The sequence below is a fragment of the Paenibacillus sp. FSL W7-1332 genome (assembly GCF_037969785.1).
In the GTDB taxonomy this organism is placed as follows: Bacteria; Bacillota; Bacilli; order Paenibacillales; family Paenibacillaceae; genus Paenibacillus_AQ.
Genome location: NZ_CP150209.1, coordinates 6,357,575 through 6,380,000, shown reverse-complemented (window position 1 = coordinate 6,380,000; position 22,426 = coordinate 6,357,575). Strand labels below are relative to the sequence as shown.

22 protein-coding genes, 16 tRNA genes and 1 rRNA gene (1 of these 39 only partly in view) are annotated in these 22,426 nt (G+C 49.6%); 35 read left to right on the top strand and 4 right to left on the bottom strand.

What is annotated here, in order from left to right:
* The 27 genes from MKX98_RS29080 to MKX98_RS28950 all read left to right on the top strand — a co-directional run.
* Positions 1-689 (top strand): 23S ribosomal RNA (locus tag MKX98_RS29080); it begins 2,240 nt to the left of the window's first position.
* A 155-nt stretch (positions 690-844) separates the two neighbouring features.
* Positions 845-920, top strand: a tRNA-Asn gene (locus tag MKX98_RS29075).
* Positions 921-925: 5 nt separating this feature from the next.
* Positions 926-1,017, top strand: a tRNA-Ser gene (locus tag MKX98_RS29070).
* A gap of 16 nt (positions 1,018-1,033) precedes the next feature.
* Positions 1,034-1,108 (top strand) — tRNA-Glu (locus MKX98_RS29065).
* A 175-nt stretch (positions 1,109-1,283) separates the two neighbouring features.
* A tRNA-Val gene (locus MKX98_RS29060) sits at positions 1,284-1,359 on the top strand.
* 87 nt (positions 1,360-1,446) lie between these two features.
* Positions 1,447-1,523: transfer RNA gene (locus MKX98_RS29055), tRNA-Met, on the top strand.
* 30 nt (positions 1,524-1,553) lie between these two features.
* A tRNA-Asp gene (locus MKX98_RS29050) sits at positions 1,554-1,630 on the top strand.
* A 68-nt stretch (positions 1,631-1,698) separates the two neighbouring features.
* Positions 1,699-1,774: transfer RNA gene (locus MKX98_RS29045), tRNA-Phe, on the top strand.
* Between the two features lie 22 nt (positions 1,775-1,796).
* Positions 1,797-1,872, top strand: a tRNA-Thr gene (locus MKX98_RS29040).
* A 4-nt stretch (positions 1,873-1,876) separates the two neighbouring features.
* Positions 1,877-1,961: transfer RNA gene (locus MKX98_RS29035), tRNA-Tyr, on the top strand.
* A 6-nt stretch (positions 1,962-1,967) separates the two neighbouring features.
* Positions 1,968-2,041: transfer RNA gene (locus MKX98_RS29030), tRNA-Trp, on the top strand.
* Positions 2,042-2,065: 24 nt separating this feature from the next.
* Positions 2,066-2,141 (top strand) — tRNA-His (locus MKX98_RS29025).
* Positions 2,142-2,157: 16 nt separating this feature from the next.
* Positions 2,158-2,232 (top strand) — tRNA-Gln (locus MKX98_RS29020).
* A gap of 15 nt (positions 2,233-2,247) precedes the next feature.
* A tRNA-Gly gene (locus MKX98_RS29015) sits at positions 2,248-2,322 on the top strand.
* A gap of 11 nt (positions 2,323-2,333) precedes the next feature.
* Positions 2,334-2,407 (top strand) — tRNA-Cys (locus tag MKX98_RS29010).
* Between the two features lie 12 nt (positions 2,408-2,419).
* Positions 2,420-2,496, top strand: a tRNA-Arg gene (locus MKX98_RS29005).
* Positions 2,497-2,504: 8 nt separating this feature from the next.
* A tRNA-Leu gene (locus MKX98_RS29000) sits at positions 2,505-2,584 on the top strand.
* A gap of 428 nt (positions 2,585-3,012) precedes the next feature.
* Positions 3,013-3,312 carry a hypothetical protein gene (locus tag MKX98_RS28995; protein WP_071222348.1) on the top strand — a complete coding sequence of 100 codons (300 nt, stop codon included), beginning with the start codon at positions 3,013-3,015 and terminating at the stop codon, positions 3,310-3,312.
* 68 nt (positions 3,313-3,380) lie between these two features.
* Positions 3,381-4,058 (top strand): PspA/IM30 family protein, encoded by a 678-nt coding sequence (locus MKX98_RS28990; protein WP_071222349.1) that lies wholly within the window; start codon positions 3,381-3,383, stop codon positions 4,056-4,058.
* Positions 4,059-4,060: 2 nt separating this feature from the next.
* Entirely contained in the window at positions 4,061-4,540 is a 480-nt protein-coding gene (locus MKX98_RS28985) for a PspC domain-containing protein (protein ID WP_071222350.1), read from the top strand.
* A 1-nt stretch (position 4,541) separates the two neighbouring features.
* Positions 4,542-5,228, top strand: coding sequence for a PspA/IM30 family protein (locus MKX98_RS28980; protein WP_071222351.1), 687 nt, complete (start codon positions 4,542-4,544; stop codon positions 5,226-5,228).
* A gap of 169 nt (positions 5,229-5,397) precedes the next feature.
* Positions 5,398-6,042, top strand: a complete 645-nt coding sequence (gene liaF / locus MKX98_RS28975; protein WP_194544568.1) for a cell wall-active antibiotics response protein LiaF — start codon at positions 5,398-5,400, stop codon at positions 6,040-6,042.
* Positions 6,043-6,083: 41 nt separating this feature from the next.
* The gene (locus MKX98_RS28970) at positions 6,084-7,157 is read left to right on the top strand and encodes a sensor histidine kinase (protein ID WP_339219850.1); all 1,074 of its coding nucleotides are present in this window, start codon (positions 6,084-6,086) and stop codon (positions 7,155-7,157) included.
* Positions 7,141-7,785 (top strand): response regulator transcription factor, encoded by a 645-nt coding sequence (locus MKX98_RS28965; protein ID WP_006212655.1) that lies wholly within the window; start codon positions 7,141-7,143, stop codon positions 7,783-7,785. Before MKX98_RS28970 ends, MKX98_RS28965 begins: the two co-directional genes overlap by 17 nt.
* A 304-nt stretch (positions 7,786-8,089) precedes the next feature.
* A complete protein-coding gene (locus MKX98_RS28960) occupies positions 8,090-8,932 on the top strand; it encodes a YwmB family TATA-box binding protein (protein WP_194544567.1) in 843 nt (280 codons plus the stop codon).
* 137 nt (positions 8,933-9,069) lie between these two features.
* A complete protein-coding gene (gene zwf / locus MKX98_RS28955) occupies positions 9,070-10,617 on the top strand; it encodes a glucose-6-phosphate dehydrogenase (RefSeq protein WP_194544566.1) in 1,548 nt (515 codons plus the stop codon).
* Between the two features lie 121 nt (positions 10,618-10,738).
* Complete coding sequence (locus MKX98_RS28950) at positions 10,739-12,319, top strand: peptide chain release factor 3 (protein WP_071222356.1); 1,581 nt, start codon at positions 10,739-10,741, stop codon at positions 12,317-12,319.
* A gap of 86 nt (positions 12,320-12,405) precedes the next feature.
* Here the strand turns inward: MKX98_RS28950 and sspI are convergent, their stop codons facing one another.
* Positions 12,406-12,642, bottom strand: coding sequence for a small acid-soluble spore protein SspI (gene sspI / locus MKX98_RS28945; RefSeq protein WP_071222357.1), 237 nt, complete (start codon positions 12,640-12,642; stop codon positions 12,406-12,408).
* A 139-nt stretch (positions 12,643-12,781) separates the two neighbouring features.
* Here sspI and MKX98_RS28940 point away from each other — a divergent pair, with 139 nt between their 5' ends.
* From MKX98_RS28940 to yunB, 6 genes are all read left to right on the top strand, one after another.
* Positions 12,782-13,444: a TrkA family potassium uptake protein gene (locus MKX98_RS28940; RefSeq protein ID WP_194544565.1), complete on the top strand. Its 663-nt coding sequence runs from the start codon at positions 12,782-12,784 to the stop codon at positions 13,442-13,444.
* Positions 13,445-13,518: 74 nt separating this feature from the next.
* Positions 13,519-14,316 (top strand): RNA methyltransferase, encoded by a 798-nt coding sequence (locus MKX98_RS28935; RefSeq protein WP_194544564.1) that lies wholly within the window; start codon positions 13,519-13,521, stop codon positions 14,314-14,316.
* A 230-nt stretch (positions 14,317-14,546) separates the two neighbouring features.
* Positions 14,547-14,972: a DUF1801 domain-containing protein gene (locus MKX98_RS28930; RefSeq protein ID WP_194544563.1), complete on the top strand. Its 426-nt coding sequence runs from the start codon at positions 14,547-14,549 to the stop codon at positions 14,970-14,972.
* A 191-nt stretch (positions 14,973-15,163) separates the two neighbouring features.
* Entirely contained in the window at positions 15,164-15,589 is a 426-nt protein-coding gene (locus MKX98_RS28925) for an SRPBCC domain-containing protein (protein ID WP_194544562.1), read from the top strand.
* 3 nt (positions 15,590-15,592) lie between these two features.
* Positions 15,593-15,937: a metalloregulator ArsR/SmtB family transcription factor gene (locus tag MKX98_RS28920; protein ID WP_216530832.1), complete on the top strand. Its 345-nt coding sequence runs from the start codon at positions 15,593-15,595 to the stop codon at positions 15,935-15,937.
* A 160-nt stretch (positions 15,938-16,097) separates the two neighbouring features.
* Positions 16,098-17,072, top strand: coding sequence for a sporulation protein YunB (gene yunB / locus MKX98_RS28915; RefSeq protein ID WP_194544560.1), 975 nt, complete (start codon positions 16,098-16,100; stop codon positions 17,070-17,072).
* Positions 17,073-17,178: 106 nt separating this feature from the next.
* Here yunB and MKX98_RS28910 read toward each other — a convergent pair whose 3' ends face one another.
* The gene (locus tag MKX98_RS28910; protein ID WP_339219844.1) at positions 17,179-18,261 is read right to left on the bottom strand and encodes a M23 family metallopeptidase; all 1,083 of its coding nucleotides are present in this window, start codon (positions 18,259-18,261) and stop codon (positions 17,179-17,181) included.
* A gap of 222 nt (positions 18,262-18,483) precedes the next feature.
* Here MKX98_RS28910 and lipA point away from each other — a divergent pair, with 222 nt between their 5' ends.
* Positions 18,484-19,377, top strand: a complete 894-nt coding sequence (gene lipA / locus MKX98_RS28905; RefSeq protein WP_071222365.1) for a lipoyl synthase — start codon at positions 18,484-18,486, stop codon at positions 19,375-19,377.
* Between the two features lie 27 nt (positions 19,378-19,404).
* The gene (locus MKX98_RS28900; protein WP_194544558.1) at positions 19,405-19,944 is read left to right on the top strand and encodes a YutD family protein; all 540 of its coding nucleotides are present in this window, start codon (positions 19,405-19,407) and stop codon (positions 19,942-19,944) included.
* A 63-nt stretch (positions 19,945-20,007) separates the two neighbouring features.
* On the opposite strand, the gene MKX98_RS28895 is transcribed toward MKX98_RS28900, so the two are convergent.
* The gene (locus tag MKX98_RS28895) at positions 20,008-20,811 is read right to left on the bottom strand and encodes an NAD kinase (RefSeq protein WP_009591431.1); all 804 of its coding nucleotides are present in this window, start codon (positions 20,809-20,811) and stop codon (positions 20,008-20,010) included.
* 64 nt (positions 20,812-20,875) lie between these two features.
* Complete coding sequence (gene ylbJ / locus MKX98_RS28890; protein WP_194544556.1) at positions 20,876-22,105, bottom strand: sporulation integral membrane protein YlbJ; 1,230 nt, start codon at positions 22,103-22,105, stop codon at positions 20,876-20,878.
* Positions 22,106-22,426 lie beyond the last annotated feature (321 nt).

Sequence of the window (22,426 nt, the reverse complement as noted above, 5' to 3'; positions counted from 1 at the left end):
GGTACCGTGATCCGGTACGGGGACAGTGTCAGGCGGGCAGTTTGACTGGGGCGGTCGCCTCCTAAAGAGTAACGGAGGCGCCCCAAGGTTCCCTCAGAATGGTTGGAAATCATTCGAAGAGTGCAAAGGCATAAGGGAGCTTGACTGCGAGACCTACAAGTCGAGCAGGGACGAAAGTCGGGCTTAGTGATCCGGTGGTACCGCATGGAAGGGCCATCGCTCAACGGATAAAAGCTACCCTGGGGATAACAGGCTTATCTCCCCCAAGAGTCCACATCGACGGGGAGGTTTGGCACCTCGATGTCGGCTCATCGCATCCTGGGGCTGAAGTAGGTCCCAAGGGTTGGGCTGTTCGCCCATTAAAGCGGTACGCGAGCTGGGTTCAGAACGTCGTGAGACAGTTCGGTCCCTATCTGTCGTGGGCGTAGGAAATTTGAGAGGAGCTGTCCTTAGTACGAGAGGACCGGGATGGACGTACCGCTGGTGCACCAGTTGTTCCGCCAGGAGCATGGCTGGGTAGCTACGTACGGACGGGATAAGCGCTGAAAGCATCTAAGCGTGAAGCCCCCCTCAAGATGAGATTTCCCAATTAGTAAGACCCCTTGAAGACGACGAGGTAGATAGGTTGGAGGTGGAAGTGCAGCAATGCATGGAGCTGACCAATACTAATCGGTCGAGGGCTTATCCAAATCACCCCAAAAAGTGAAGTGAAGCTTTGAAGCTGACACCGAATACTTTCCGGGGACCCCGATACCACATCGGGTGAATGCTACGGATTCTAATCAACGCAAAGATCGTTTCGTATCTAGTTTTCAGGTGATCAATCACTTGAATTGAATATTGTTCCCTGATAGCTCAGTTGGTAGAGCACTCGACTGTTAATCGAGTTGTCACAGGTTCGAGTCCTGTTCGGGGAGCCATTTATGGAGAGGTGTCCGAGTTGGCCGAAGGAGCACGATTGGAAATCGTGTAGGCGCCAAAAGCGTCTCGAGGGTTCGAATCCCTCTCTCTCCGCCACTATTATTTTAAGCAAGGCCCGTTGGTCAAGGGGTTAAGACACCTCCCTTTCACGGAGGTAACAGGGGTTCGAATCCCCTACGGGTCACCACTTTCTTAATTGCATCAGGGGATGAGAATCCCGTCGGTTCGTCGGAGAATAACTTCGTAAGCAAAGACTTCGCAGTCTCGAACGAAGTGAGAGTATCCCCTACGGGTCACCACTTTCTTAAAAAAACACTTGCTTCTTATATCAGATTTTGATATGATAAAAGTCGCTTTGTTACGGAGGCTTAGCTCAGCTGGGAGAGCATCTGCCTTACAAGCAGAGGGTCGGGGGTTCGATCCCCTCAGCCTCCACCATGATTTATCCCCAAAAAGTGAAGCGCATGCTTCGTAGGTAATTCCGATTACTTTTCGGGGACCCCATACAATCAACCCTTTTAATGACGCGGGGTGGAGCAGTTCGGTAGCTCGTCGGGCTCATAACCCGAAGGTCGTAGGTTCAAATCCTGCCCCCGCAACCAATTTATATCGCGATAGCGATAATGCCTCGTGGAACTGTGGTGTAGAGGCCTAACATGCCTGCCTGTCACGCAGGAGATCGCGGGTTCGAATCCCGTCAGTTCCGCCATTATTTACAACTTTGGGATGAGATGAGTATCCGATATGGGTTCCGTCAAAGTTCGCGAAGAGCTTTAAGGCTCGGTAGCTCAGTCGGTAGAGCAGAGGACTGAAAATCCTCGTGTCGGCGGTTCGATTCCGTCCCGAGCCACCATGTACGTTTTATAACTTTATATGCCGGTGTAGCTCAATTGGTAGAGCAACTGACTTGTAATCAGTAGGTTGGGGGTTCAAGTCCTCTCGCCGGCACCATTCTGGAGGATTAGTGAAGTGGCTAAACACGGCAGACTGTAAATCTGCTCTCTTCGAGTTCGGTGGTTCGAATCCATCATCCTCCACCAGTTTTTAGGGGCATAGTTTAAAGGTAGAACAGCGGTCTCCAAAACCGTTAGTGTGGGTTCAATTCCTGCTGCCCCTGCCAATCGTATCACAGTGTTTCAGTATGGCGGTCGTGGCGAAGTGGTTAACGCACCGGATTGTGGCTCCGGCACTCGGGGGTTCAATTCCCCTCGATCGCCCCATATTACAAAATCATATTGGGGATTAGCCAAGCGGTAAGGCAACGGACTTTGACTCCGTCATGCATAGGTTCGAATCCTATATCCCCAGCCATTGATTTTTATGTTTGCGGACGTGGCTCAGCGGTAGAGCATCGCCTTGCCAAGGCGAGGGTCGCGGGTTCGATTCCCGTCGTCCGCTCCATTTTTATTTCTGGCGCCATAGCCAAGTGGTAAGGCACAGCTCTGCAAAAGCTTTATCCCCAGTTCGAATCTGGGTGGCGCCTCCATTACAAACTTATGTGCCCTTAGCTCAGCTGGATAGAGCGTTTGACTACGAATCAAAAGGTCAGGAGTTCGAATCTCTTAGGGCACGCCATAATGTAAGCCGGTGTGGCGGAATTGGCAGACGCGCGCGACTCAAAATCGTGAGGGAAACCGTGGGGGTTCGAGTCCCTTCACCGGCATCATCAAAAAGGAATGTAGACGATAAACGTCTGCATTCCTTTTTTCGTTGCATCTACATCGATTGCTACTTCGTGATTTAAATATTAGACTCCATTCTGCATGCTATCTCTCCAGTTACCTTTACAGGGGGCTTTTCTATCACCTTCAGATCTTCTTCAAGCTACACTCCTTAAACTAAACTATCATTAGAAACCACGTTCTTTATAGGTAAAACAAAGATGATCCAGCCGGATTCATCTATACAAGCAAACCCTTCGATTAATCGATCCAGTGCAGGGTTGGACGTAGGTCTGTAGAAGGCCCCGCCTTAGGTCTAGGTTCAAAAACCGTCCCCAGGCCGTTTTAGCGAAACTCAAAATTACCTAGAATAGAGTCATAAGGTTGAACAAAAGAAACAACGATCAAACAACAGAAAGGCGGTGTATAAATGAGAAATTCAAAAGGAAATGGAATGAGTATCCTGTTGATTGGTGTAGGGATCTTGGTTCTCCTTGGAGTATTCGGTCCTCTGCTTGGGTGGTTGTTCAGTCTTCTAATTCCAATCCTGATGGTCGCTTTGGGATACTACGGGATCCGGAGAGGTAACACCTTGATGGGATGGGTTATTCTCGGTATCGGTGTGATCTGGTTGATGGGTAAACTGTCTTGGCTGATCGGTCCGATCTTTGGAATTATCTTGATCATCTACGGGTTGTCTCGATTGAAGAATGGTAGACCCCGTTATTGATAAAAACCACTACATTAAATAACATGCATGAACAACAGATCATGATAGATGAGGAGGGCTAAGCCAATATGAGTGTTTTCCGGCGGATAAGAGACATAACCGTAGCAACATTGAATGAAAAGCTCGAGCAGAGCCAGGATCCGGTTCGATTGATCGACCAGTTCCTACATTCAACCAGACAGGACATTGCTGAGGCTGAGAAGCTGCAGCAGCAATGCCAAGTACATTCCAGACAGCTGAAGCAGCAGGTGGATCAAGCCGAATCCATGCGATATAAACGCGAAGAGCAGGCACTGCTTGCACTGAAGGCCGGCGAAGAACATCTTGCCAAGCTGGCATTGCAGGAAAAACTGATCTATGAGGAAAAGATCGAGCAGTATCAAGGCCTGTTGTCCTCAAGCCTGGAGTCGCTAAAAGAAATCGAGGAGCAGCTCGGTGAGCTGCGGATGGAATATCAGACGGTATACAGCAAGCGTCAATATTATGTTGCCCGAGTGGAAACCCTTCGTCTTCAGCAGAAAATGAATGAACGTACGGGCTCCTACGGCGGCGGTCATGACGTACCGAAGATGTTCAATCGCCTCGAAGACCGTATCAGCGACTGGGAACTGGAAGCCAGAAGTCTTCGCGATTTACGCCGCATGGGGCAGGAATACATGGAACAGGCTGGTGAATCGGTCTCCACTGTATTAGAAAAAGAACTTGCCCGCCTGAAGCAAAAGCTGAATAACAGCGGAAAGGAGTAACCATGACTAGATTGTACCGTTCCACCCGAGACAAAATGTTCACAGGGTTGATCGGCGGTATATCCGATCATTTCGGAGTCGAATCTACCCTACTTAGAATCATATTTGTAGTCAGTATCTTTTTCACAGGCGGTACAACGCTGTTGATCTATCTGATTGCATCCCTTGTAGTACCTAAGGAGCCGTATTATCACGATCCGTATGGTCCACAGGGCAGACATGGCGGCGGATACCGTTACAACGATCATCCGGGCCCTGGACCAGGCTACAACAGCTATAATGATTCTTATGGACGTCAAGGCTATCCTAATGAGCATAGTAGCTTTGGTCCCAAATATGACCGTCCCAATGGTACAAGAAACAACGCGTCAACGGATTCCGATCTGGATGCGATGATGAAGGATATTGAAAGAAAAGCAATGCAAAAAGAAATCGAAGAATTGAAGAAAAAACTTTCGAACTATGAGAAGGGAGATAAATAACATGGGAGTATTTAAAAGAATTAAGGATATGACGAAAGCATCGGTGAATGAACTGCTGGATAAAGTAGAGGATCCGATCGTAATGTTGAACCAGTACCTGCGCGACATGGAGGCAGAAATTCATGAGGCAGAGGTAACGGTTGCGAAGCAAATGGCTAATGAGCGTCGTATGAAGCAGCGCGTCGATGAGGCTGTGAAGATGGCGGCACAACGTGAAGCTCAAGCTGAATTGGCTCTGAAGAATGGTCAAGAAGAAGTGGCTCGCAAGCTGCTGGAAGAAAAAATCTATTTCGATCAAAAAGAAACCGAGTACGTGGAATTGCACCTGCAATCCGAGACTCAAGCAAAAGAGCTTGTAGCTCAGCTGCATGAAATGAAAGACGAGTTCTACAAAATGCGCAACAAGCGCAATGAGCTTGTAGCCCGCGCTCAAATGGCTAAAGCGAAGAAGCAAATGTCTCAAGTGAGCAGCTTGCACACGATCGAAAGCGGCAGTGCTTCGATGGGCTTCCATCGCATGGAGGAGAAAATCATGCAAATGGAAGCAGAAGCTGATGTGCTTCGCGCCCCATACCGTCCTAACAACGCAGTATACACAAGCCCGGTGGACGCTGAGAAGCAATTGAAGGTGGATGAGCAGCTGCAAGCTTTGAAAAACAAAATGGGGAATTCTTCGAAGTCCGAGTAATTCCTTAGCAAGTCAGCAAAATAGTATTAAACCGTATTCGAACACCATGTTCATATGATATGCTATACGAATGAGATTGTCGTATAGTACAGGCAAAGCCATACAGTGGGGAACGTCTCACTGATATGGCTTTTCCGAGCTTATATCTTGGCCATCAAGGAGGTGCGACATGGACAGAAACCGCTGGATAGCAGTTGGTTTAATCAGCTTGGGTTTTATTTTGCTTTTCGGCCGATGGTTTGGTTTCTTCACCATTGTCGCCCTGTTACTCATGTTTGCAGGTGTCCTTCAGATCAGGCATGGACATGTGAAGAAGGGATACATTCTGCTCGGAGTAGGTGCCGTACTGCTGCTGCTGGAGCATCTCATGTTGATTATCGGCATCAGCTTGATATCGCTAGGTATTTTTTATGGCAAGTCCAAACGAGCTCATACCACGACGAAATACATTCAGAAGCAGAACTTTATGTCCAACTTTGATTGGGACCGGGCTCCGTGGGTGATGCGCAGTCTGAGTGTGTGGCATGTGCTGGGAGAGGCGGATGTGGATCTGTCCCTGGCCCTTCCGGAGGAACGCCAAACGGTCCTGATGTTCCATGGGATGCTGGGGGATATTGATCTGATGATTCCGGACTACTATGGGGTGGAGATCGAAGCATCCATCCTGTTTGGCTCCATTCATATGGACGACCGGAAGGAAACCGGCATATTAAACCGCGTGCGGTATAAATCACCCAATTATGAGACCAGTGAATATAAAGTGAAATTTATTGTTTCTTATTTGGGCGGAGATTTGAATATAAGAATGACATAATAAACGTAAGTTTTGTGTAAACCATTCAGGAGGGTTGCCCCGTGGAAACGGAAAAGAAAGCAAATATGATTACCCGAAGTATGCGTGAGGGGACCCTTCTGGGATTGGTTGTCATGCTCGTTGTCCTATATTTATTATATACATATGGTTATCTTCAACCGCTTGAGACGTGGAAGAACCGGATCGAAGCCGGCATTACCATCGTATTGCTGCCGATCGGGCTGGGTGCGATCTATGGCTTCTTCCAGGGATACCGGGTAAAACGACGGGTCGATCTTGTGAGGGAAACGCTGGTGAACTGGGAAAAAGGCAGCCTTACGGACGTCATGCCGGACATCGGCGAAGACGAAGTGGGCCGGCTTGGAGAACAGCTGGTGAAGATCAGCAAACGCTGGGAGGATCAGGTGTCTTCCTTGCAGCGGTTATCTACGAACAATGCCCAGCTTGCCGAGCAGGCCAGGGTTACGGCGATTGTGGAAGAGAGGCAGCGTCTGGCGCGCGAGCTCCATGATGCGGTTTCTCAGCAGCTGTTTGCCATCTCGATGACGGCAACCGCTGTGGGCAGGACGCTGGATAAGGATTTTGACAAAGCGCAGCGCCAGGTGGCTCTGATCGAGGAAATGTCGGCTGTAGCCCAGTCCGAGATGAGGGCGCTTCTTCTTCATCTGCGGCCGGTTTATCTCGAAGGAAAGGCACTTGAGCAGGGGCTGCGTGAACTGATTAAGGAATTGCGAATCAAAGTACCTATGGAAATTACGTTTGAAATGGACGATGACATACATTTGCTCAAAGGGATCGAAAATCATCTGTTCCGGATTATCCAGGAGGCCATGTCGAACACCCTCAGACACTCGAAAGCGGAGAAAATGGATATTCGTATTCACCGCAGGCAGAACACCGTTCGGGTGATGCTGCGGGACGATGGGATCGGATTTGAATTGGATGACAAGAAACAGACTTCCTACGGCCTATCGACGATGCAGGAACGGGTGACGGAGATCGGGGGCTCGGTACAATTTATAACAGCACCGGGTAAAGGGACTCGAATTGAGATCGTTGTGCCACTCATAAACGAAGAACGCAAACGGGGGGATGTAGATGGAAACGCCGATTAAAGTGCTGCTGGTGGATGATCATGAGATGGTCCGGATCGGTTTAGCGGCTGTGCTTGGTACAGAGGACGGCATCGAGGTGGTTGGTGAAGCGGGCAGCGGCGAGGAAGGGATACGCTTAGCGCAGGAATATCATCCTGATGTGGTGCTGATGGATTTGGTGATGGACGGAATGGATGGAATCGAGACGACGCGCCAATTGATGAATCAGTTTCCTAATCTTAAGGTCATTGTACTGACCAGCTATCTGGACGATGAGAAGATGTATCCGGTTATTGAAGCAGGTGCGTTCAGTTATTTATTGAAGACATCCCGTGCTTCTGAAGTAGCTGATGCTATACGTGCAGCCGCACGCGGGCAGTCGGTGCTGGAGTCGCAGGTTGCCTCCAAGATGATGAATCGATTCCGGCATCCGCAAAATGAAGCTCCGGCGCATAACGACCTTACGGACCGGGAAATGGAAGTGCTGCGACTGGTGGCGCAGGGCAAGTCGAATCAGGATATTGCTGATGATTTGATTATAGGCATCAAAACCGTGAAGTTTCACGTAACGAATATATTAGGCAAGCTGGGGGTAGAGGATCGAACCCAGGCTGCCATCTACGCTTATAAAAATGGGCTGGCTGAGTAAAGAATGCCGGCTCTTTTTTATGCGATGGTCGTGACATAAACATATCTAAGATGCTGAGATGTTGAGCGTGGTACGAAAGCAGATCCATGATGCGATGCGTAAGTTATAAACATATCCATATAACAATGAAAGGCAGGCTTAAAGACTCCCGGATCGGGAGCTTTTTTTATTTATTGACAGGGAAGAAGGAATCTCTACATACAGCCCGATGAAGGAGCTATTTAAAAAGCGAGGTATAAATCCGCGGTAACGAGGCCATCCTTTTACTAGATTGATAGATTCGAACGGGGAGGCGTGACTGACCATGCGGAAGATGCGTTTACAGATCATTGTGATGATGTTGTTGCTGTGCGGGGCAGCAGCTATGATGGCGGGTTTTGCGGGGACAACGGACAGCAATCGAAACGGATCAGCTCCGCATGCAGGAGAAGCGTCAGCTTCGGGCGGAACGGTAGAAACAGGTGTCAATGGAATAACTAGAGCTGGGGAAGCAGCAGAAAGCGATCTAATACTTCTGGCGGCGCTTGGGCAAGAACATATGGAGCCTTCGGCAATACTCACGGTAAAAATTCAAGGTGAAATGATAAATTCCATATCGAAGGATCAAGCTAAGACAACGGCTGAGCAGCTGGCTCGTACAATGGGGCTCTCCGGGATTACAACGTCCCAGCTTCAGGGAAATGAAGTATTCCAAGCAGAAGGCGTGCTCTCCGGTGTATCGGTGCATCTGGACTGGGCTTTCACGAAGGAGGGTCATAGCTATGTCAGAGCCATGCTTGTAGGAGAAGCAGCTGGACAGTCCCGGGAAATGATGACCCTGCAGCAGCAGATTCAAGAGATGATGAAGCAAGCAGGCATATCGAACTCCTGGAATGCGTCCATTCAAGGATATGCATCGGAGACGGCTAGCGTTGATGGAACGATGGCTCAGGTAGAAGAGGCAGTAGCCCAAAAACTCTCGCTTCGCCCCGTTGAGGATTATGCAGATGACACAACACAAAGCCGTTCATATGAGGTTCCTTCACTGGGCGCTTTTGTGATGAGTGGCGACACGCCGATTCATATGCAGATCGCGGTGCATGAAGATTCGATGAAGAAAAGTAGTAGAATAACGATCGGATTTCCCGTCATTACAATAGAATATTGAAAATGATTTCTGAAACTCGGATGAAAAAATGCGGAATGTGATAGCATACTTGAAATGAATATGCTAAAATGTCATCACATCGAGTTAAGTGCCGATGCATAAAAATACACTATAATTCATAGAAAGAATGAGGAGCCATGGCTGAAAATCAAAATCTAGATACAATGAAGACACCGGGAGCTGTATTTTTCATCTTTGGAGCGACTGGTGATTTGGCAAGACGTAAGTTGTTTCCGGCGATCTACAGTCTTTATCGTGAAGGAAAACTGGATGAGGATTTTGCGGTAATCGGCGTGGCGCGGCGTCCGCGCACCCAGGAAGAGTTTCGGGAGGACGTGTATCGTTCAATTCAGGAATTCTGCCGATATAGTTCGGAACAGGATAGTGAATGGAATGCATTTGCACAACATTTTGAATATAAATCTTTAGATATTAACAATATTGACGGTTTCCGTGAGCTTCGCGAACAAACGGAGCAATTGGAAACAAAATTTAATATACCGGGCAACCGCTTGTTTTATCTGGCGCTTGCACCGGAATTGTTTGGCAGCGTATCGTTTAACCTGATGAAGGGCGGTATGCTCGACGGAGAAGGCTGGAACCGTCTTGTGATCGAGAAGCCGTTCGGCTACGATCTGGAGTCGGCTGCCAAGCTGAACGAAGAGATCCGTAAAGTGTTCAAGGAAGAAGAGATCTACCGGATTGACCATTATCTGGGTAAAGAAATGGTACAGAACATCGAAGTTATACGTTTTGCGAATGCTTTCTTCGAGCCGCTGTGGAACAACAAGCATATCGCCAACATCCAAATCACGCTTGGTGAAACGGTTGGTGTCGAGGAGCGCGGCGGGTACTATGATCATGCAGGCGCTCTAAGGGATATGGGCCAGAACCATATGCTACAGCTGCTGACTATGATTGCGATGGAGCCGCCTAGCCGACTGCTTGCAGAGGATATCCGCGACGAGAAGGTGAAGGTGCTTCGCTCCTTGCGTCCGTATGCCACGCATGAAGAAGTGAAGAACAACGTAGTTCGCGGTCAGTATACGAGCGGTTCCGCGGGTGGCAAAGATCTGCCGGCATACCGTGAAGAGGACAAAGTGAATCCGGAATCCAATACGGAAACCTATTTTGCCGCCAGAGTCTTCGTGGATAACTTCCGCTGGGCTGGCGTACCGTTCTATATCCGTACGGGCAAACGTCTCCCGGTTAAGACAACCGAGGTGGTTGTCGAGTTCAAACGGATGCCAACCAACGTATACCTGGGCCAAAAGCATTCCCTGGAGCCTAACCTGCTCGTTATTCGCGTCAATCCGATGGAAGGCATTTACGTGAAGATTAACGCGAAGAAGCCGGGATCTGAATCCGAGATCGCTCCTGTAGCGATGGACTTCTGCCAAAGCTGCATCGTGGGCATTAATTCTCCTGAGGCGTATGAGCGTCTGCTGCATGACGCTGCTCGTGGAGACTCCACCTACTTTACGCGCTGGGATGAAGTGGCTTCGGCATGGTCCTTCGTGGATCGTATCGCCAGCGCATGGAGAGAGAACCAGGGCGAGCTGGAATCGTATCCTGCTGGATCGTGGGGACCTGACAAAGCGGATGAGCTGTTGAAGGAAGACGGATTCCACTGGTGGCCGGTAAACGGTCAGCTTGAGGATAATGTGGTGTGGTTCAAAAACTAAGATCATTTTCTAAAATTTACGTGTTAAAAATCATCCTCATGCGCATGGCGCATGGGGATGATTTGCGTATAAATTGTGGTACAATGATATACATGACTTTAGTTACGAAGGGATAAGTGAAATGGCAAAGCAAATAGATGAACTGCAGCAGGAAGTGGATAAGCGCCGCACGTTTGCGATTATTTCCCACCCTGACGCCGGTAAAACAACACTGACCGAGAAGCTGCTCTTGTTTGGGGGCGCCATTCGTCTGGCTGGATCGGTTAAAGCTCGTAAAGCGAGCAAGCATGCAACGAGTGACTGGATGGAGATCGAGAAGCAGCGGGGAATCTCGGTTACCTCGTCTGTTATGCAATTTGATTATTTAGGGCATCGGATTAATATATTGGATACGCCGGGTCACCAAGACTTTAGTGAGGATACCTATCGTACGCTGACCGCCGCTGACAGCGCCGTCATGTTGATTGACGTAGCCAAAGGGGTCGAGGCCCAGACCATCAAGCTGTTTCAGGTTTGTGCGAAGCGGGGCATTCCGATCTTTACCTTTATCAACAAACTCGACCGCGAAGGGCGCAGCCCGTTTGATCTGATGGAGGAGCTTGAGCAGGTTCTCGGCATCCGCTCCGTACCGATGAATTGGCCGATCGGCTCCGGGCGTGACCTGTGCGGCGTGTACGACCGGGTTAAAAATCAGGTTGAATTGTTCCAGGGCGACGACCATTCCACGATTAAGGTACAGAAGGTCGAAGGCTATGAGGATCCGATCATTCGCGAGATGGCAGGCGATTACCTGCATGATCAGTTATGTCAAGACCTCGAGCTGCTGGATGTTGCCGGAGACCAATTTGATCTGGAAAAAGTTATGCAGGGTCAGCTAACACCTGTATTTTTCGGCAGTGCGATCAACAATTTCGGCGTTCAGACCTTCCTGGAGAACTTTCTTCAGCTTGCGCCGAAGCCGGAGCCGCGCCGCAGTACGGAGGGTGTGGTGGAACCAACCGATGAGAAGTTCTCCGGATACGTATTTAAGATTCAAGCCAATATGAATCCGGCTCACCGGGATCGTATCGCTTTCCTGCGCATCGTATCGGGCAAGTTCGAACGCGGTATGAGCGTGAAGCATGTTCGGGTAGGCAAGGAAATCAAGCTGGCGCAGCCGCAGCAGTTTTTGGCGCAGGATCGAGATATTGTGCAGGAGGCATACCCTGGCGATATTATCGGTCTGTTTGACCCGGGCATTTTCCGGATTGGGGACTCACTCAGTCAAGGTCGTGAAGTTGTATTCGATGAGCTTCCAACATTCTCACCGGAAATTTTTGCGAAAGTAACGGTGAAGAATGCGTTGAAACATAAGCAATATCAGAAGGGGATTGATCAGCTGACGGAAGAGGGCACCATTCAGGTATTCCGCACCGTGAGTTTTGACGAGACCATTCTCGGGGTTGTCGGACAGCTCCAGTTCGAAGTCTTCGAGTACCGGATGAAGGGTGAATACGGCGTTGATGTCCAGCTTCAACGCATGCCGTATCAGTTCGCCCGCTGGATCGTGGACGACAATATTGATCCGTCCAAGTTCCGGATAAACTCAACGCTGGTCAAAGACAAGAAGGATAACTATGTTGTCTTGTTCGAAAATGAGTATGCGATGAGAACCGCCATCGACAAGAATCCAACCGCCCAGTTTCTTGAGACCGCTCCGTAAGTGATGTTATATAAATATGCAGCAAAAAGGAACAATCCCCCAGCTTTCACAGCTTAGGGGATTGTTCTTTTTTGTTGACCATGGGATTATCCTTGAAGGTTGCCGGGCGTAACGGTTTTTAGATGATCATGGAGGGAAGAGACAAGGCTGTTCTGCTGGGTAGCATCCATGTCTTTCCACATCATTTCAAACATTACACCGAGTCCCGGCAGGGCAGCTTCAGGCCCGTCAACGGAACCCTCGATCATGGAGCGCAGCTCTTCTTCGTCCTGATTGTGGACTTTATGAATGACGGCCTGCCTTAGATCTAACAATATGGACATGGACATGTTCCTCCTTGTTATGAAAGGGTCATTGGTAATGTGCCCGTTCCGGGGCAGTTACATTCAAGTATTCGGGACAGTATGATATACTATTACCATTATGATTATGGATGACCTAGGCTCGTGGGGGGATATATAAATGGCTAAGAAGCAGTACGCAGTAATCGGTATGGGGCGTTTTGGCACGAGTGTTGCTAAGGAATTGAGCAGCATGGGATTTGATGTATTAGCCGTAGACGCGAGCGAACAGCGCATTCAGGAAATCGCGAGTATGGTCACGCATGCCGTATCGGCGGATTCGACCGATGAAGAAGCGCTTCGGGCGCTGGGCATACGGAATTTTGATGTGGTTGTCGTGGCGATCGGGGAGGATATTCAATCCAGCATTTTGACTACGCTGATCTTGAAGGATCTTGGCGTACCGGCCATTATCGTGAAAGCGAAGAATGAGCTGCACGGAAAAGTGCTGAACAAAATCGGTGCGGACAAGGTGATTTTCCCTGAACGGGATATGGGGCTGCGGGTTGCCCATCATCTGGTGTCACCGAATATTTTGGATTATATCGATTTGTCGGACGACTACAGCATTATGGAGATGCTTGCTACAGGAGATCTGGTCGGTCACAATCTGATAGAACTGGATATTCGGGCACGATTCGGCTGCAATGTCATGGCGATTCGAAGAGATGAGGATATGAACATTTCTCCAAGTCCGGATGACCGGATTGAGGAAGGCGATATTCTCATTATTGTGGGGCACAAGAATAACTTAACGAAGATGGAGCTTGCTTATCCGAAGTAAGCTGTCCGCAAGCGGGTATGCTGGGTTGAGTGGGACTCGGTTTTATATATAAGTAAAGAACGGATGGATGAACCATGGAGATACTATCGCCGCAGAATGCCAGAGTGAAGGGCTGGGCACAGCTTCAGGAGAAAAAACATCGAGACAAGCAGAACAAGTATGTGGTGGAAGGCATTCATCTCGTACAGGAAGCCCTGTCATCCGGAGTGGACATCGAGTGTGTTGCGTATGATGTGGAGAAGGGCATTCCCCAGGAACTTCGTCATATATCGGATACAGGACAAGGTGCTGAATGGATTGGCGTATCTCATGCCGTCATCTCGAAGGTCAGTGATACACCGTCACCGCAGCAGGTGTTTGCCGTGGTCCGCAAAGAAGCACGTCAATGGCAGGACCTGATCCTGCGCGAGAACGGTTTGGTCATCGTTCTGGACGGTCTTCAGGACCCGGGGAATGTAGGAACCATCATACGAAGCGCAGATGCCGTAGGGGCTGCTGGCGTGGTTCTGGGACGCGGCTGCGCGGATTTGTACAACCCCAAGACGCTGCGCTCTACCATGGGATCCCTGTTTCACTTACCGGTGCTGGAGGGCGATCTGCTAAGCATTTTGCCGGAAGCCAGAGAACGGGGGGCCCGATTGGTGACAACCCTGCTGGAAGGGAAACATTCCTGCTTCGAGTATGATTTCAAAGGGACAAGCTGGATCGTGATTGGGAGCGAAGGGCGCGGTGTCTCACCTGAGGTTGCGGAACTCGTGGACGATGCGATCCGTATTCCCATGCCGGGGAAAGCCGAATCGTTGAACGCGGCTATGGCAGCGTCGGTGCTGATGTACGAGGCTTTACGGCAAAGAGAATATACAGGTCAATAAAGACCGGAGCGGCTCCTCGACAAAGCTGGAAGTGATTAGAAATCAATGGCTAATCATCTCCGGCTTTTTTTATTTAAGAGATAAGTAGCATTAGAGGCTTACCTCCTTATATTGCAAGAAAGCTTACGCTAAATACGGTCTGTTTTCTAACAAGTACGTCGATGACGTTTTTCTTATTTTTAATAAGGCTGGTCATAATAACAGGAGTATTCGAAAGGAGTCAAACCCTAATGTACGAGCAAAAAACAAAAGAAACGGATCACAGCGTGGTGGAGTTTATAGAGCAAGTGGATTCGCCGAAAAAACGGGAGGATGCTTATCGTTTGCTGGAGATTTTTGAGGAGACGAGCGGTTTTCCGGCTAAGATGTGGGGCCCCAGCATCATCGGTTTCGGCTCCTACCATTACCGCTACGCTACCGGGCACGAAGGCGATGCGCCGTTGGTAGGTTTCTCGCCGCGCAAGGCGAAGATCAGCCTGTATTTTGCGCCGGGCGATGAGAAGCGGGAGGAGCTGTTGCCGAGTTTCGGTAAACATACGGCCGGGAAAGGCTGCGTGTATATTAATAAAGTGGCAGATATTGATGTGGAGGTCCTAAAGCAGCTGATTCGCGAATCGATTGCCTTCTTGAACAAGACCTACCCGGCTCAGTCCTAGCGAGCTCTAGGCCATGAGAAGTTGGCAAGCTGCCTGGTTTACAAGGCTTTAAGGGAGGCTGGACAATAGGGTGCGCTGATTGGGTAACAGGTGAATATTGTTATTTGACGTAAAACCATTTGGTGTCCTATAATGCAATAAGGGAAACCAAATGGTTTCATAATATTAAACATGAGTGAGGTTTATGTGATATGGACAACGCATCAAACGGCAAGCTGCCGGATATTCGTCATACGCTGGTGCTGAAAGCGCCCATCGAGAAGGTGTGGAAAGCCGTGGCAACGGCTGAAGGAATTTCAGCCTGGTTTATGCCTAACAATTTTGAGCCGGTGGAAGGCTTTGAGTTTCAATTGAATGCAGGTCCTTTCGGCAATTCACCATGCAAGGTCACGCTTATTGACGAGCCCAACCGCTTGTCTTTTAACTGGGGCAAGGATTGGAGTGTTACGTTCGAACTGGTACAGCAGGGAGATCATACGGAATTTACGCTCATTCACGGCGGATGGACAGCGGATCAAGTGACCGAGTTCGGGGAAGCACACGATATCGTGCGGGGGCGTATGGACAACGGCTGGGCAGGCATTGTTCAGAAGCTTGCGGGATACGTTGAGGCCTAATCCATGTCGCAAGCCGCTCCGAAGCATGATGTTTATCAAGCTATCGCAGATCCGACACGCCGTAAGCTGCTTGGCTTGTTAAGTGATAAAGAAATGCCGGTTAAAGAAATTACAGGGCACTTCTCCATGACGCGGACTGCCGTTTCCAAGCATCTCCGAATTCTGGGGGAAGCGGGCCTTGTGCAGGACCGCAAGGTTGGACGCGAAACGCGCTATCGGCTGGATGCCGAACCGCTTAAGGAATTAAAGGATTGGCTGGCTTATTTCGACCGCTTCTGGGAGAATAAACTGTCGATGCTGAAATATTATGTGGAGGATCAAGAAGACAATCCAAAGGACGACAAGTAGATCCTCTTTGCAGTCTTTCTTGAAATTGAATATCCATAAGGAAGAAGAGCGAGGATCCCATCCTTGCTCTTCTTTTTTGCCGTTTGTCCGCATACCCTCTATACAGGAGAGCTTGCCATGGTAAACATGCTCCTCGGGGCGTAAATAGGGGGGACCAAGCATGAGACGAAAGAGATGGGGAAGCAGGCGTTTGGCCTTTCCGTCGCTGTCGTGGCCTAAACCAAGGAGAGCTTATAAACCACCGCGCAGAGGCTTTCGGCCCGTACCGCAGAGCCGAGGGCGTCCTCAGGCTGCCAAAAGACGAAGCACGAAAAAATGGTGGCTGATCGGCGCTCTGCTCCTTGTGTTTGGGATCGTTGAGTTTTTTATGTATATTGAGCAGAATCTGCGGCCGCCGATCATGCATTTAGCCCAAATCAGGGTTAAACAGATTGCCACTGAAGCCATCAATAAAGCGATCACCTCTCAGGTCACGCAGGGCAAGGATTTCGATAATCTGGTCAACTGGAAAACGGACAGCTCGGGCAAAGTGACGGGATTCATGCTGAATTATGCCGAGCATTTAAAAATCACCTCCCATACAACGGAGGTTGTTCAGAGCACACTGGACGATATTCATAAGCGTAAGGAGCAAATTCCCTTGGGACAGGTGCTGAAAAGCCCGATTATCGCTTCATTCGGTCCGCAAATTCCTTTGAAGATCGAACCGCAGGGAGCGGTGAAGGTTCAACTGGATACCAGGCAGCAGGGTGCTGGCATTAATATGATTTTGGTGGAGGTATTCGTCCACATCGTAACAGAGGTAGCGGTTGTCGTTCCTTTTGACATGGAGCCGCAGATTGTGGAAACTGATATTCCCATTTCTTATCTGCTCGTGGTCGGCGACGTACCAATGTATTATTATGACGGGCAAGGAAAGGCCGTCGGCGAGAATAAGGCAAGCGCGCCGAGCATAGCGATACCGCCTCCTGTTACCAATGAGAATAGCCATAATACGGAGCAGGAAATCCCGCCTGTTACTCCGCCGGTAACAACGCCGACGAATCCTCCAGATGGAACAACGACACCTTTGGAACCTTTACCTGGTGGAGCAGACTTATCCGGGCAGACGGGGGATAACAACACTGGAGGCTAAGAGCGCTGATTCATTAATTTGGCGCCAGCATATGGAAGCACGCTCCATGATTCACTTCGCAGTAATGGATGTCCTTAACGGAGAAAACGCGCCCCCTGGGTTGAACTCAGGAGCGCGTTTTTTTCTTTGAGCGTTTTTCTTCCATTTCCCAGTGCTTCAGCAGCGGGTAAGGATCGAATGCCCATTCGGTCAATCCGGTGTCCCGGTAGATGCCGTAATGGAGGTGTGGAGGGAACTTGCCTTGGGTTCCCGGCTTGCCATAACCTGAGCTCCCAACCCAGCCAAGGGTTTGACCCGGCTTAACGACATCCCCGAGCGAGATTCCTTTGTCAAAGCCTTGCAGATGGGCGTAATAGTGGTAATGATTGTTCAAATCACGGATGCCGATGCGCCACCCGCCATATTTATTCCAGCCCTTGATTTCGACAACGCCGTAACAGGTGCTTCGAACGGGGACTCCGTATGAGGCAAACAAATCCGTTCCCTCGTGAACCCTTCTGCCTCCCCAGTTGCGTCCCATGCCAAATGTGCTTCGGTAGGAATAGTTGCTTTTGACCGGGAGAGGAAATGCATGGTCAAACAAGTCCAGCTTTCCAAAGGTCTCGTACATTTTGGCGTATTGCATGACGCGCTGAACAGCCCGCGTATTCTGGTAGTATGACCAGAGTCCGATGCTGAAGTCATCGGCAGCATGACCGTAGGGGGCGAGCCTTGCCGCAACGGTATATAGCAGGTCGATATCATTATTCGGATCGGCCTTGCCATCTCCATCCCCATCCAGCCCGATGCCGGAAAACACGTTGATCGACGTCGGATTTACATCTTCCTGATTGGGATTTAACGCCCCGGCCCATCTTGTGGAGGGGATGAAGATTCCGAGCGTCCGGTCCGGATGTTTGCGATCCTTGGGGTGGACTCTAGTTAGTGTCCGTTCATACTGGTCAATGGCAGCCAGGCGATACCAAGGAATTTGGGTAACGGTGGAAATCTCATCATATAACGACTTCCGGTCTGCAAAAATGGCGTTAACATCCGATGTTTTCACCGTATCGTCAGCGGTGCTGACCGCAACAGAGGCGGATGCGGACGCAGGCCCGCACATGCAGCAGGCAGCTGTCAAGGCAGCCACAGCTGCAGCAGTGCAGCGAATCATAATACCGCTTGCGCTCAATGGTTGGAAAATCCTCAATGTGTCCTTCTCCTTCCTTTTGGATTGTCATAATTAAGGACGGACAGTCATGCCTACACTGTAGGGTGAATCGAAACAAGGATTTTTATCCATGCCGCAACTAGATTAATCTCATATCGATGCGAAACAAGTAATATGATGGTTTTCATGATATAATATGGGACAGCAAACGATGGGGTATGTCTTGAGTTACATCAATAAATTCGAAAGAAGGTTTTTTCTTTGTCTAAAACCAAACAGCCAAAACCTGACTGGATTCGAATCAAGCTGACTACTGGCGATAATTATAAAGAAATCAAAAGCATGATGCGATCCAAGACACTGCACACGGTGTGTGAAGAGGCTCGCTGTCCGAATATTTATGAATGCTGGGCTAACCGTACGGCAACCTTCATGATCCTGGGTGATATTTGTACCCGCGCCTGCCGATTCTGCGCTGTCAACACGGGTCTTCCAACGGAACTGGATCTTCAGGAGCCGGAACGCGTGGCGGAAGCGGCGGAACAGATGAACCTGCGTCACTGCGTAGTAACAAGCGTAGCACGGGATGATCTGAAAGATGGCGGGGCCTACATATTCGCTGAAACGGTTAAAGCCATTCGCAGACGTCTGCCGCTATGCTCGGTGGAAGTGCTGATTCCGGATTTTATGGGCAGCGAAGAAGCGCTTAAGATCGTAATGGATGTGAAGCCGGACATTCTGAACCATAACATTGAGACGGTCGAGCGAATGTCGGATCGGGTACGTGCCAAGGCCAAGTACACCCGTTCCTTGCAATTGCTGAAGAATGCCAAGGCGATGCAGCCAGATATTCCGACCAAATCCAGCATAATGCTAGGTGTCGGCGAACAATGGCATGAGATTCTGGAAGCGATGGACGACCTGCGTTCGGTGGGTTGCGATATCATGACGATCGGCCAATATTTGCAGCCTTCGCCAAAGCATCTGAATGTTGAAAAATACTATACGCCGGAGGAGTTTGCGATCTTGAAGGAAGAGGGAATGAAGCGCGGATTCAGCCACGTGGAGTCCGGTCCTCTGGTGCGCAGCTCCTATCATGCACACGAGCAAGTGAAATCTGCAGAACGCAACAAGGAAGAGACCGTGCAGTCTTAACCTTTGGAAAGGCAGGGGAAGCTTTCAATGATCGTTATCGGAAACAAAAGTTATGAAGTGTTAAAGGACCATCGAAACGGCTGGAATCTGGAAGCTTTCCGGGAGCGGTACAGCGAGGTGCTGGACCGTTATGACTACATCGTGGGAGACTGGGGTTACAATCAGCTTCGGCTTAAAGGTTTCTATCGGGATAATCATCCTAAAGCTGCCAAGGACTCTACCTTCTCCAGCATGTCCGATTACATTAACGAATACTGCAATTTTGGTTGTGCTCACTTCGTGCTTCAGAAAACCAAGGAGCAGAAGGATAGCAAAGACCATGCCAATTCCAAAGACCCTGTGGAGATTCGTGAATCATCCCCCAAGGAAACCCAGGGTGAGGGGGAAGCGAAGGGAAGCAAGGAAGCCCAGCAGGAGGGCCCCAAACCGGGCAAGGAACACAAGGACCAACGCGAGCGGCGCGAAGCGAAGGAATCCAGACGCGAGCCACGCGATCCTAAGGAATCCAAAGAGAAGGACGCAAAGCCTTCCAAGGAGCCTAATCTTTCGGCTGAACAGCCGCAATAAAAAAGAACGGTCACCAGTAATGCTGGTGGCCGTTCTTTTGTTAGGTAGTCGTTCTTCTTAATATTAGCCAAGAAATGCATCACGGACACGATTCCAGAACGGGAACGGCCGATAGCGTGCAAAACTGACCTGCTGTTCCGCCACTTGACAGCGCACGGATACGAGGTCGTCAATCGAGATATTCACATGATCGATGGTAAGCAGCAAACGCTGTTCCTTACGCGAGAATATATCACAATGATGATGCTTAGGCAGGAGCAGCGGTGAGCCCAGCGTACGGAAAATCCGATTGTTAATCGAGGCGATTTCCGCGATCTGCAGAGCATCGATGGAAGGATGCACCATCGCTCCGCCGACACTTTTGTTATAAGCCGTGCTGCCGGATGGCGTGGACACGCAAATCCCGTCTCCCCTGAACATCTCAAAGGTTACGTCGTTGATGTCAATCTGCGCGACAACGGTACCGTCAACGCCTTTAAGCGTGAATTCGTTTAAAGCAATGTAAGAGGACGTTCCTGATTTCTTATGAATTTCCAGTTGAACCAGGGGGTACTTGACGAGGCGCGGCTTCACGTTGCCGTGTTCGCCTTCCCCGCTCATATGATCAATTAGCTCTGTCAGTTCATCGGCCTTCCAATCAGCATAGAATCCCAAGTGGCCCGTGTGGACACCGACAAAAGCGAGGTCAGGAATACGGTCTATAAAAGTATGGAAAGCATGCAGCATCGTACCGTCTCCGCCGATCGAGACCACAATCTCCGGAGATTCTGCATCCAGCACAAACCCCCGCTGTTCCGCCAGCTTGTGAAATTGCTGGGTCAGCTCGACAGACAATGGGTCACCGCGGTCCAGAACATAATATCTCAAGTTGATAAGCTCCTTTGTAAGGTTATATAAAGATGATAATCAATCTTGGAGAAGAACACAATGTTCACCTTGGGAATTTGCGGATTTTCTGCTGCAGTCCTCGAATGATCTGAATAAACAACGCAACCGCAATCAGGAAACCGAGCAGGATGCAGAAAGCCGCCATAATATGGGTATACCCGTTTAGGGCGGAATCCGAAACAGCCGGAAGGGCCATGGTCGGTATCGAAGATCCCATAACACTTCTCCACAACAGCAATACAGCGACCGCGGCAATCACACCATGAATCAGTCTTGCAATGACAAAAGGGAAATACCTGAGGTTGGTAGAGTTCAGGATGCTAATGATCTGGGCATGAACGGACAAACCGCCCCATGACAATATAAAGGCAGCCGCGGCCGCTTTGTATGGCAATGGAATTGCAGCCCCTGCTTCCCCGGCATATCGGGCACCAAGTGTGACCTCAAACAATCCGCCTACGATGGCAGTGGATAAGGATTCAGGCATCCCAACCAGAGATAACAGCAAACTGATGGCTTCAGTTAGCGCAGGCATAACGCCGGCGCGGGTCCAGAGTTCAAGAAACACGGAGAAGAAAACCACAAGCCCGCCGACGACGATAATGAGCTGAAGCGATGATTGTATCGCTTGTCTTAACAGGGTGCCGAGGTCCCGGCCATCCTGCTCACGCGCCGCATGCATGGCATGCAAGGCGGACTTGAGTCTGCTTGTGTTAGCCTGCGACAGGCGGAGTGAATCGGTTGCTGTTTTGGATTCATGCCTGCCATGAAATCTCATAATCAACCCCACAAGGAAACCTCCGCCATAATGGGACAAGGCAAGGATCAAACCGATCTTGGGGTCATGAAAGAAGCCGATGGAGACGGCACCAATTAGAAATATAGGGTCAGAAGAGGTGGTGAAAGCGACAAGTCGCTCACCTTCCTCCCGATTTACCATTTTTTGTTCCCATAGCTTGGCGGTTAATTTGGCACCGACCGGGTATCCTGAAACATATCCCATTGCTGCAACGAATCCTCCGGCCCCCGGAATACGAAATAACGGTCTCATCATAGGGTCCAGGAGCGTGCCAATCAGGTGGACTACGCCGAACCCCAGCAGCACCTCGGAAATAACAAAGAACGGGAACAGGGAAGGGAACAGCACGTCCCACCATATCGACAGGCCACGGAGTGCGGATTGGAGCGCCGCTTCGGGAAATAAAGCCATTAGGACAATTACGCTGAGCAGTGCCGTCACGAGCAAGAGCCAGCCCATTTTTTTCATGGTCATAATAAGAAATACGCCCCCTGGCATCGATGTGAATGATGGAAATATAGGTCCGTTGTTAAAAATCTATGCAAGATATAGGACAAACAGTATAAAAAACATGAGAAAGCGGTTACAATTGTGCTTTATTTTCGGGGATCTTGTGCTATAATAAAAAACATCAAAGCACATCTTTCGTATTATGTTTGGATGGAGTGATGATCATGAGCATAGTCGCAGGTATCCTAGTATGCGCCTTCGTTTATGTTATACGTGCTTCTCTCGTCCAGAGTGAAGAGGACTGGCGCAGTTATTAATAAGTTCTAAAAGGTGCTAACCATTGCT

Excerpts from the sequence above, each read along its gene's own strand:
- yunB (WP_194544560.1), top strand. The coding sequence starts at position 16,098 with ATGAGACGAAAGAGATGGGGAAGCAGGCGTTTGGCCTTTCCGTCGCTG.
- MKX98_RS28965 (WP_006212655.1), top strand. The coding sequence starts at position 7,141 with ATGGAAACGCCGATTAAAGTGCTGCTGGTGGATGATCATGAGATGGTC.
- MKX98_RS28925 (WP_194544562.1), top strand. The coding sequence starts at position 15,164 with ATGGACAACGCATCAAACGGCAAGCTGCCGGATATTCGTCATACGCTG.
- MKX98_RS28935 (WP_194544564.1), top strand. The coding sequence starts at position 13,519 with ATGGAGATACTATCGCCGCAGAATGCCAGAGTGAAGGGCTGGGCACAG.
- zwf (WP_194544566.1), top strand. The coding sequence starts at position 9,070 with ATGGCTGAAAATCAAAATCTAGATACAATGAAGACACCGGGAGCTGTA.
- liaF (WP_194544568.1), top strand. The coding sequence starts at position 5,398 with ATGGACAGAAACCGCTGGATAGCAGTTGGTTTAATCAGCTTGGGTTTT.
- MKX98_RS28980 (WP_071222351.1), top strand. The coding sequence starts at position 4,542 with ATGGGAGTATTTAAAAGAATTAAGGATATGACGAAAGCATCGGTGAAT.
- sspI (WP_071222357.1), bottom strand. The coding sequence starts at position 12,642 with ATGTCCATATTGTTAGATCTAAGGCAGGCCGTCATTCATAAAGTCCAC.
- MKX98_RS28930 (WP_194544563.1), top strand. The coding sequence starts at position 14,547 with ATGTACGAGCAAAAAACAAAAGAAACGGATCACAGCGTGGTGGAGTTT.
- MKX98_RS28995 (WP_071222348.1), top strand. The coding sequence starts at position 3,013 with ATGAGAAATTCAAAAGGAAATGGAATGAGTATCCTGTTGATTGGTGTA.
- MKX98_RS28920 (WP_216530832.1), top strand. The coding sequence starts at position 15,593 with ATGTCGCAAGCCGCTCCGAAGCATGATGTTTATCAAGCTATCGCAGAT.
- MKX98_RS28990 (WP_071222349.1), top strand. The coding sequence starts at position 3,381 with ATGAGTGTTTTCCGGCGGATAAGAGACATAACCGTAGCAACATTGAAT.
- ylbJ (WP_194544556.1), bottom strand. The coding sequence starts at position 22,105 with ATGACCATGAAAAAAATGGGCTGGCTCTTGCTCGTGACGGCACTGCTC.
- MKX98_RS28960 (WP_194544567.1), top strand. The coding sequence starts at position 8,090 with ATGCGGAAGATGCGTTTACAGATCATTGTGATGATGTTGTTGCTGTGC.
- MKX98_RS28900 (WP_194544558.1), top strand. The coding sequence starts at position 19,405 with ATGATCGTTATCGGAAACAAAAGTTATGAAGTGTTAAAGGACCATCGA.
- MKX98_RS28950 (WP_071222356.1), top strand. The coding sequence starts at position 10,739 with ATGGCAAAGCAAATAGATGAACTGCAGCAGGAAGTGGATAAGCGCCGC.
- MKX98_RS28940 (WP_194544565.1), top strand. The coding sequence starts at position 12,782 with ATGGCTAAGAAGCAGTACGCAGTAATCGGTATGGGGCGTTTTGGCACG.
- MKX98_RS28985 (WP_071222350.1), top strand. The coding sequence starts at position 4,061 with ATGACTAGATTGTACCGTTCCACCCGAGACAAAATGTTCACAGGGTTG.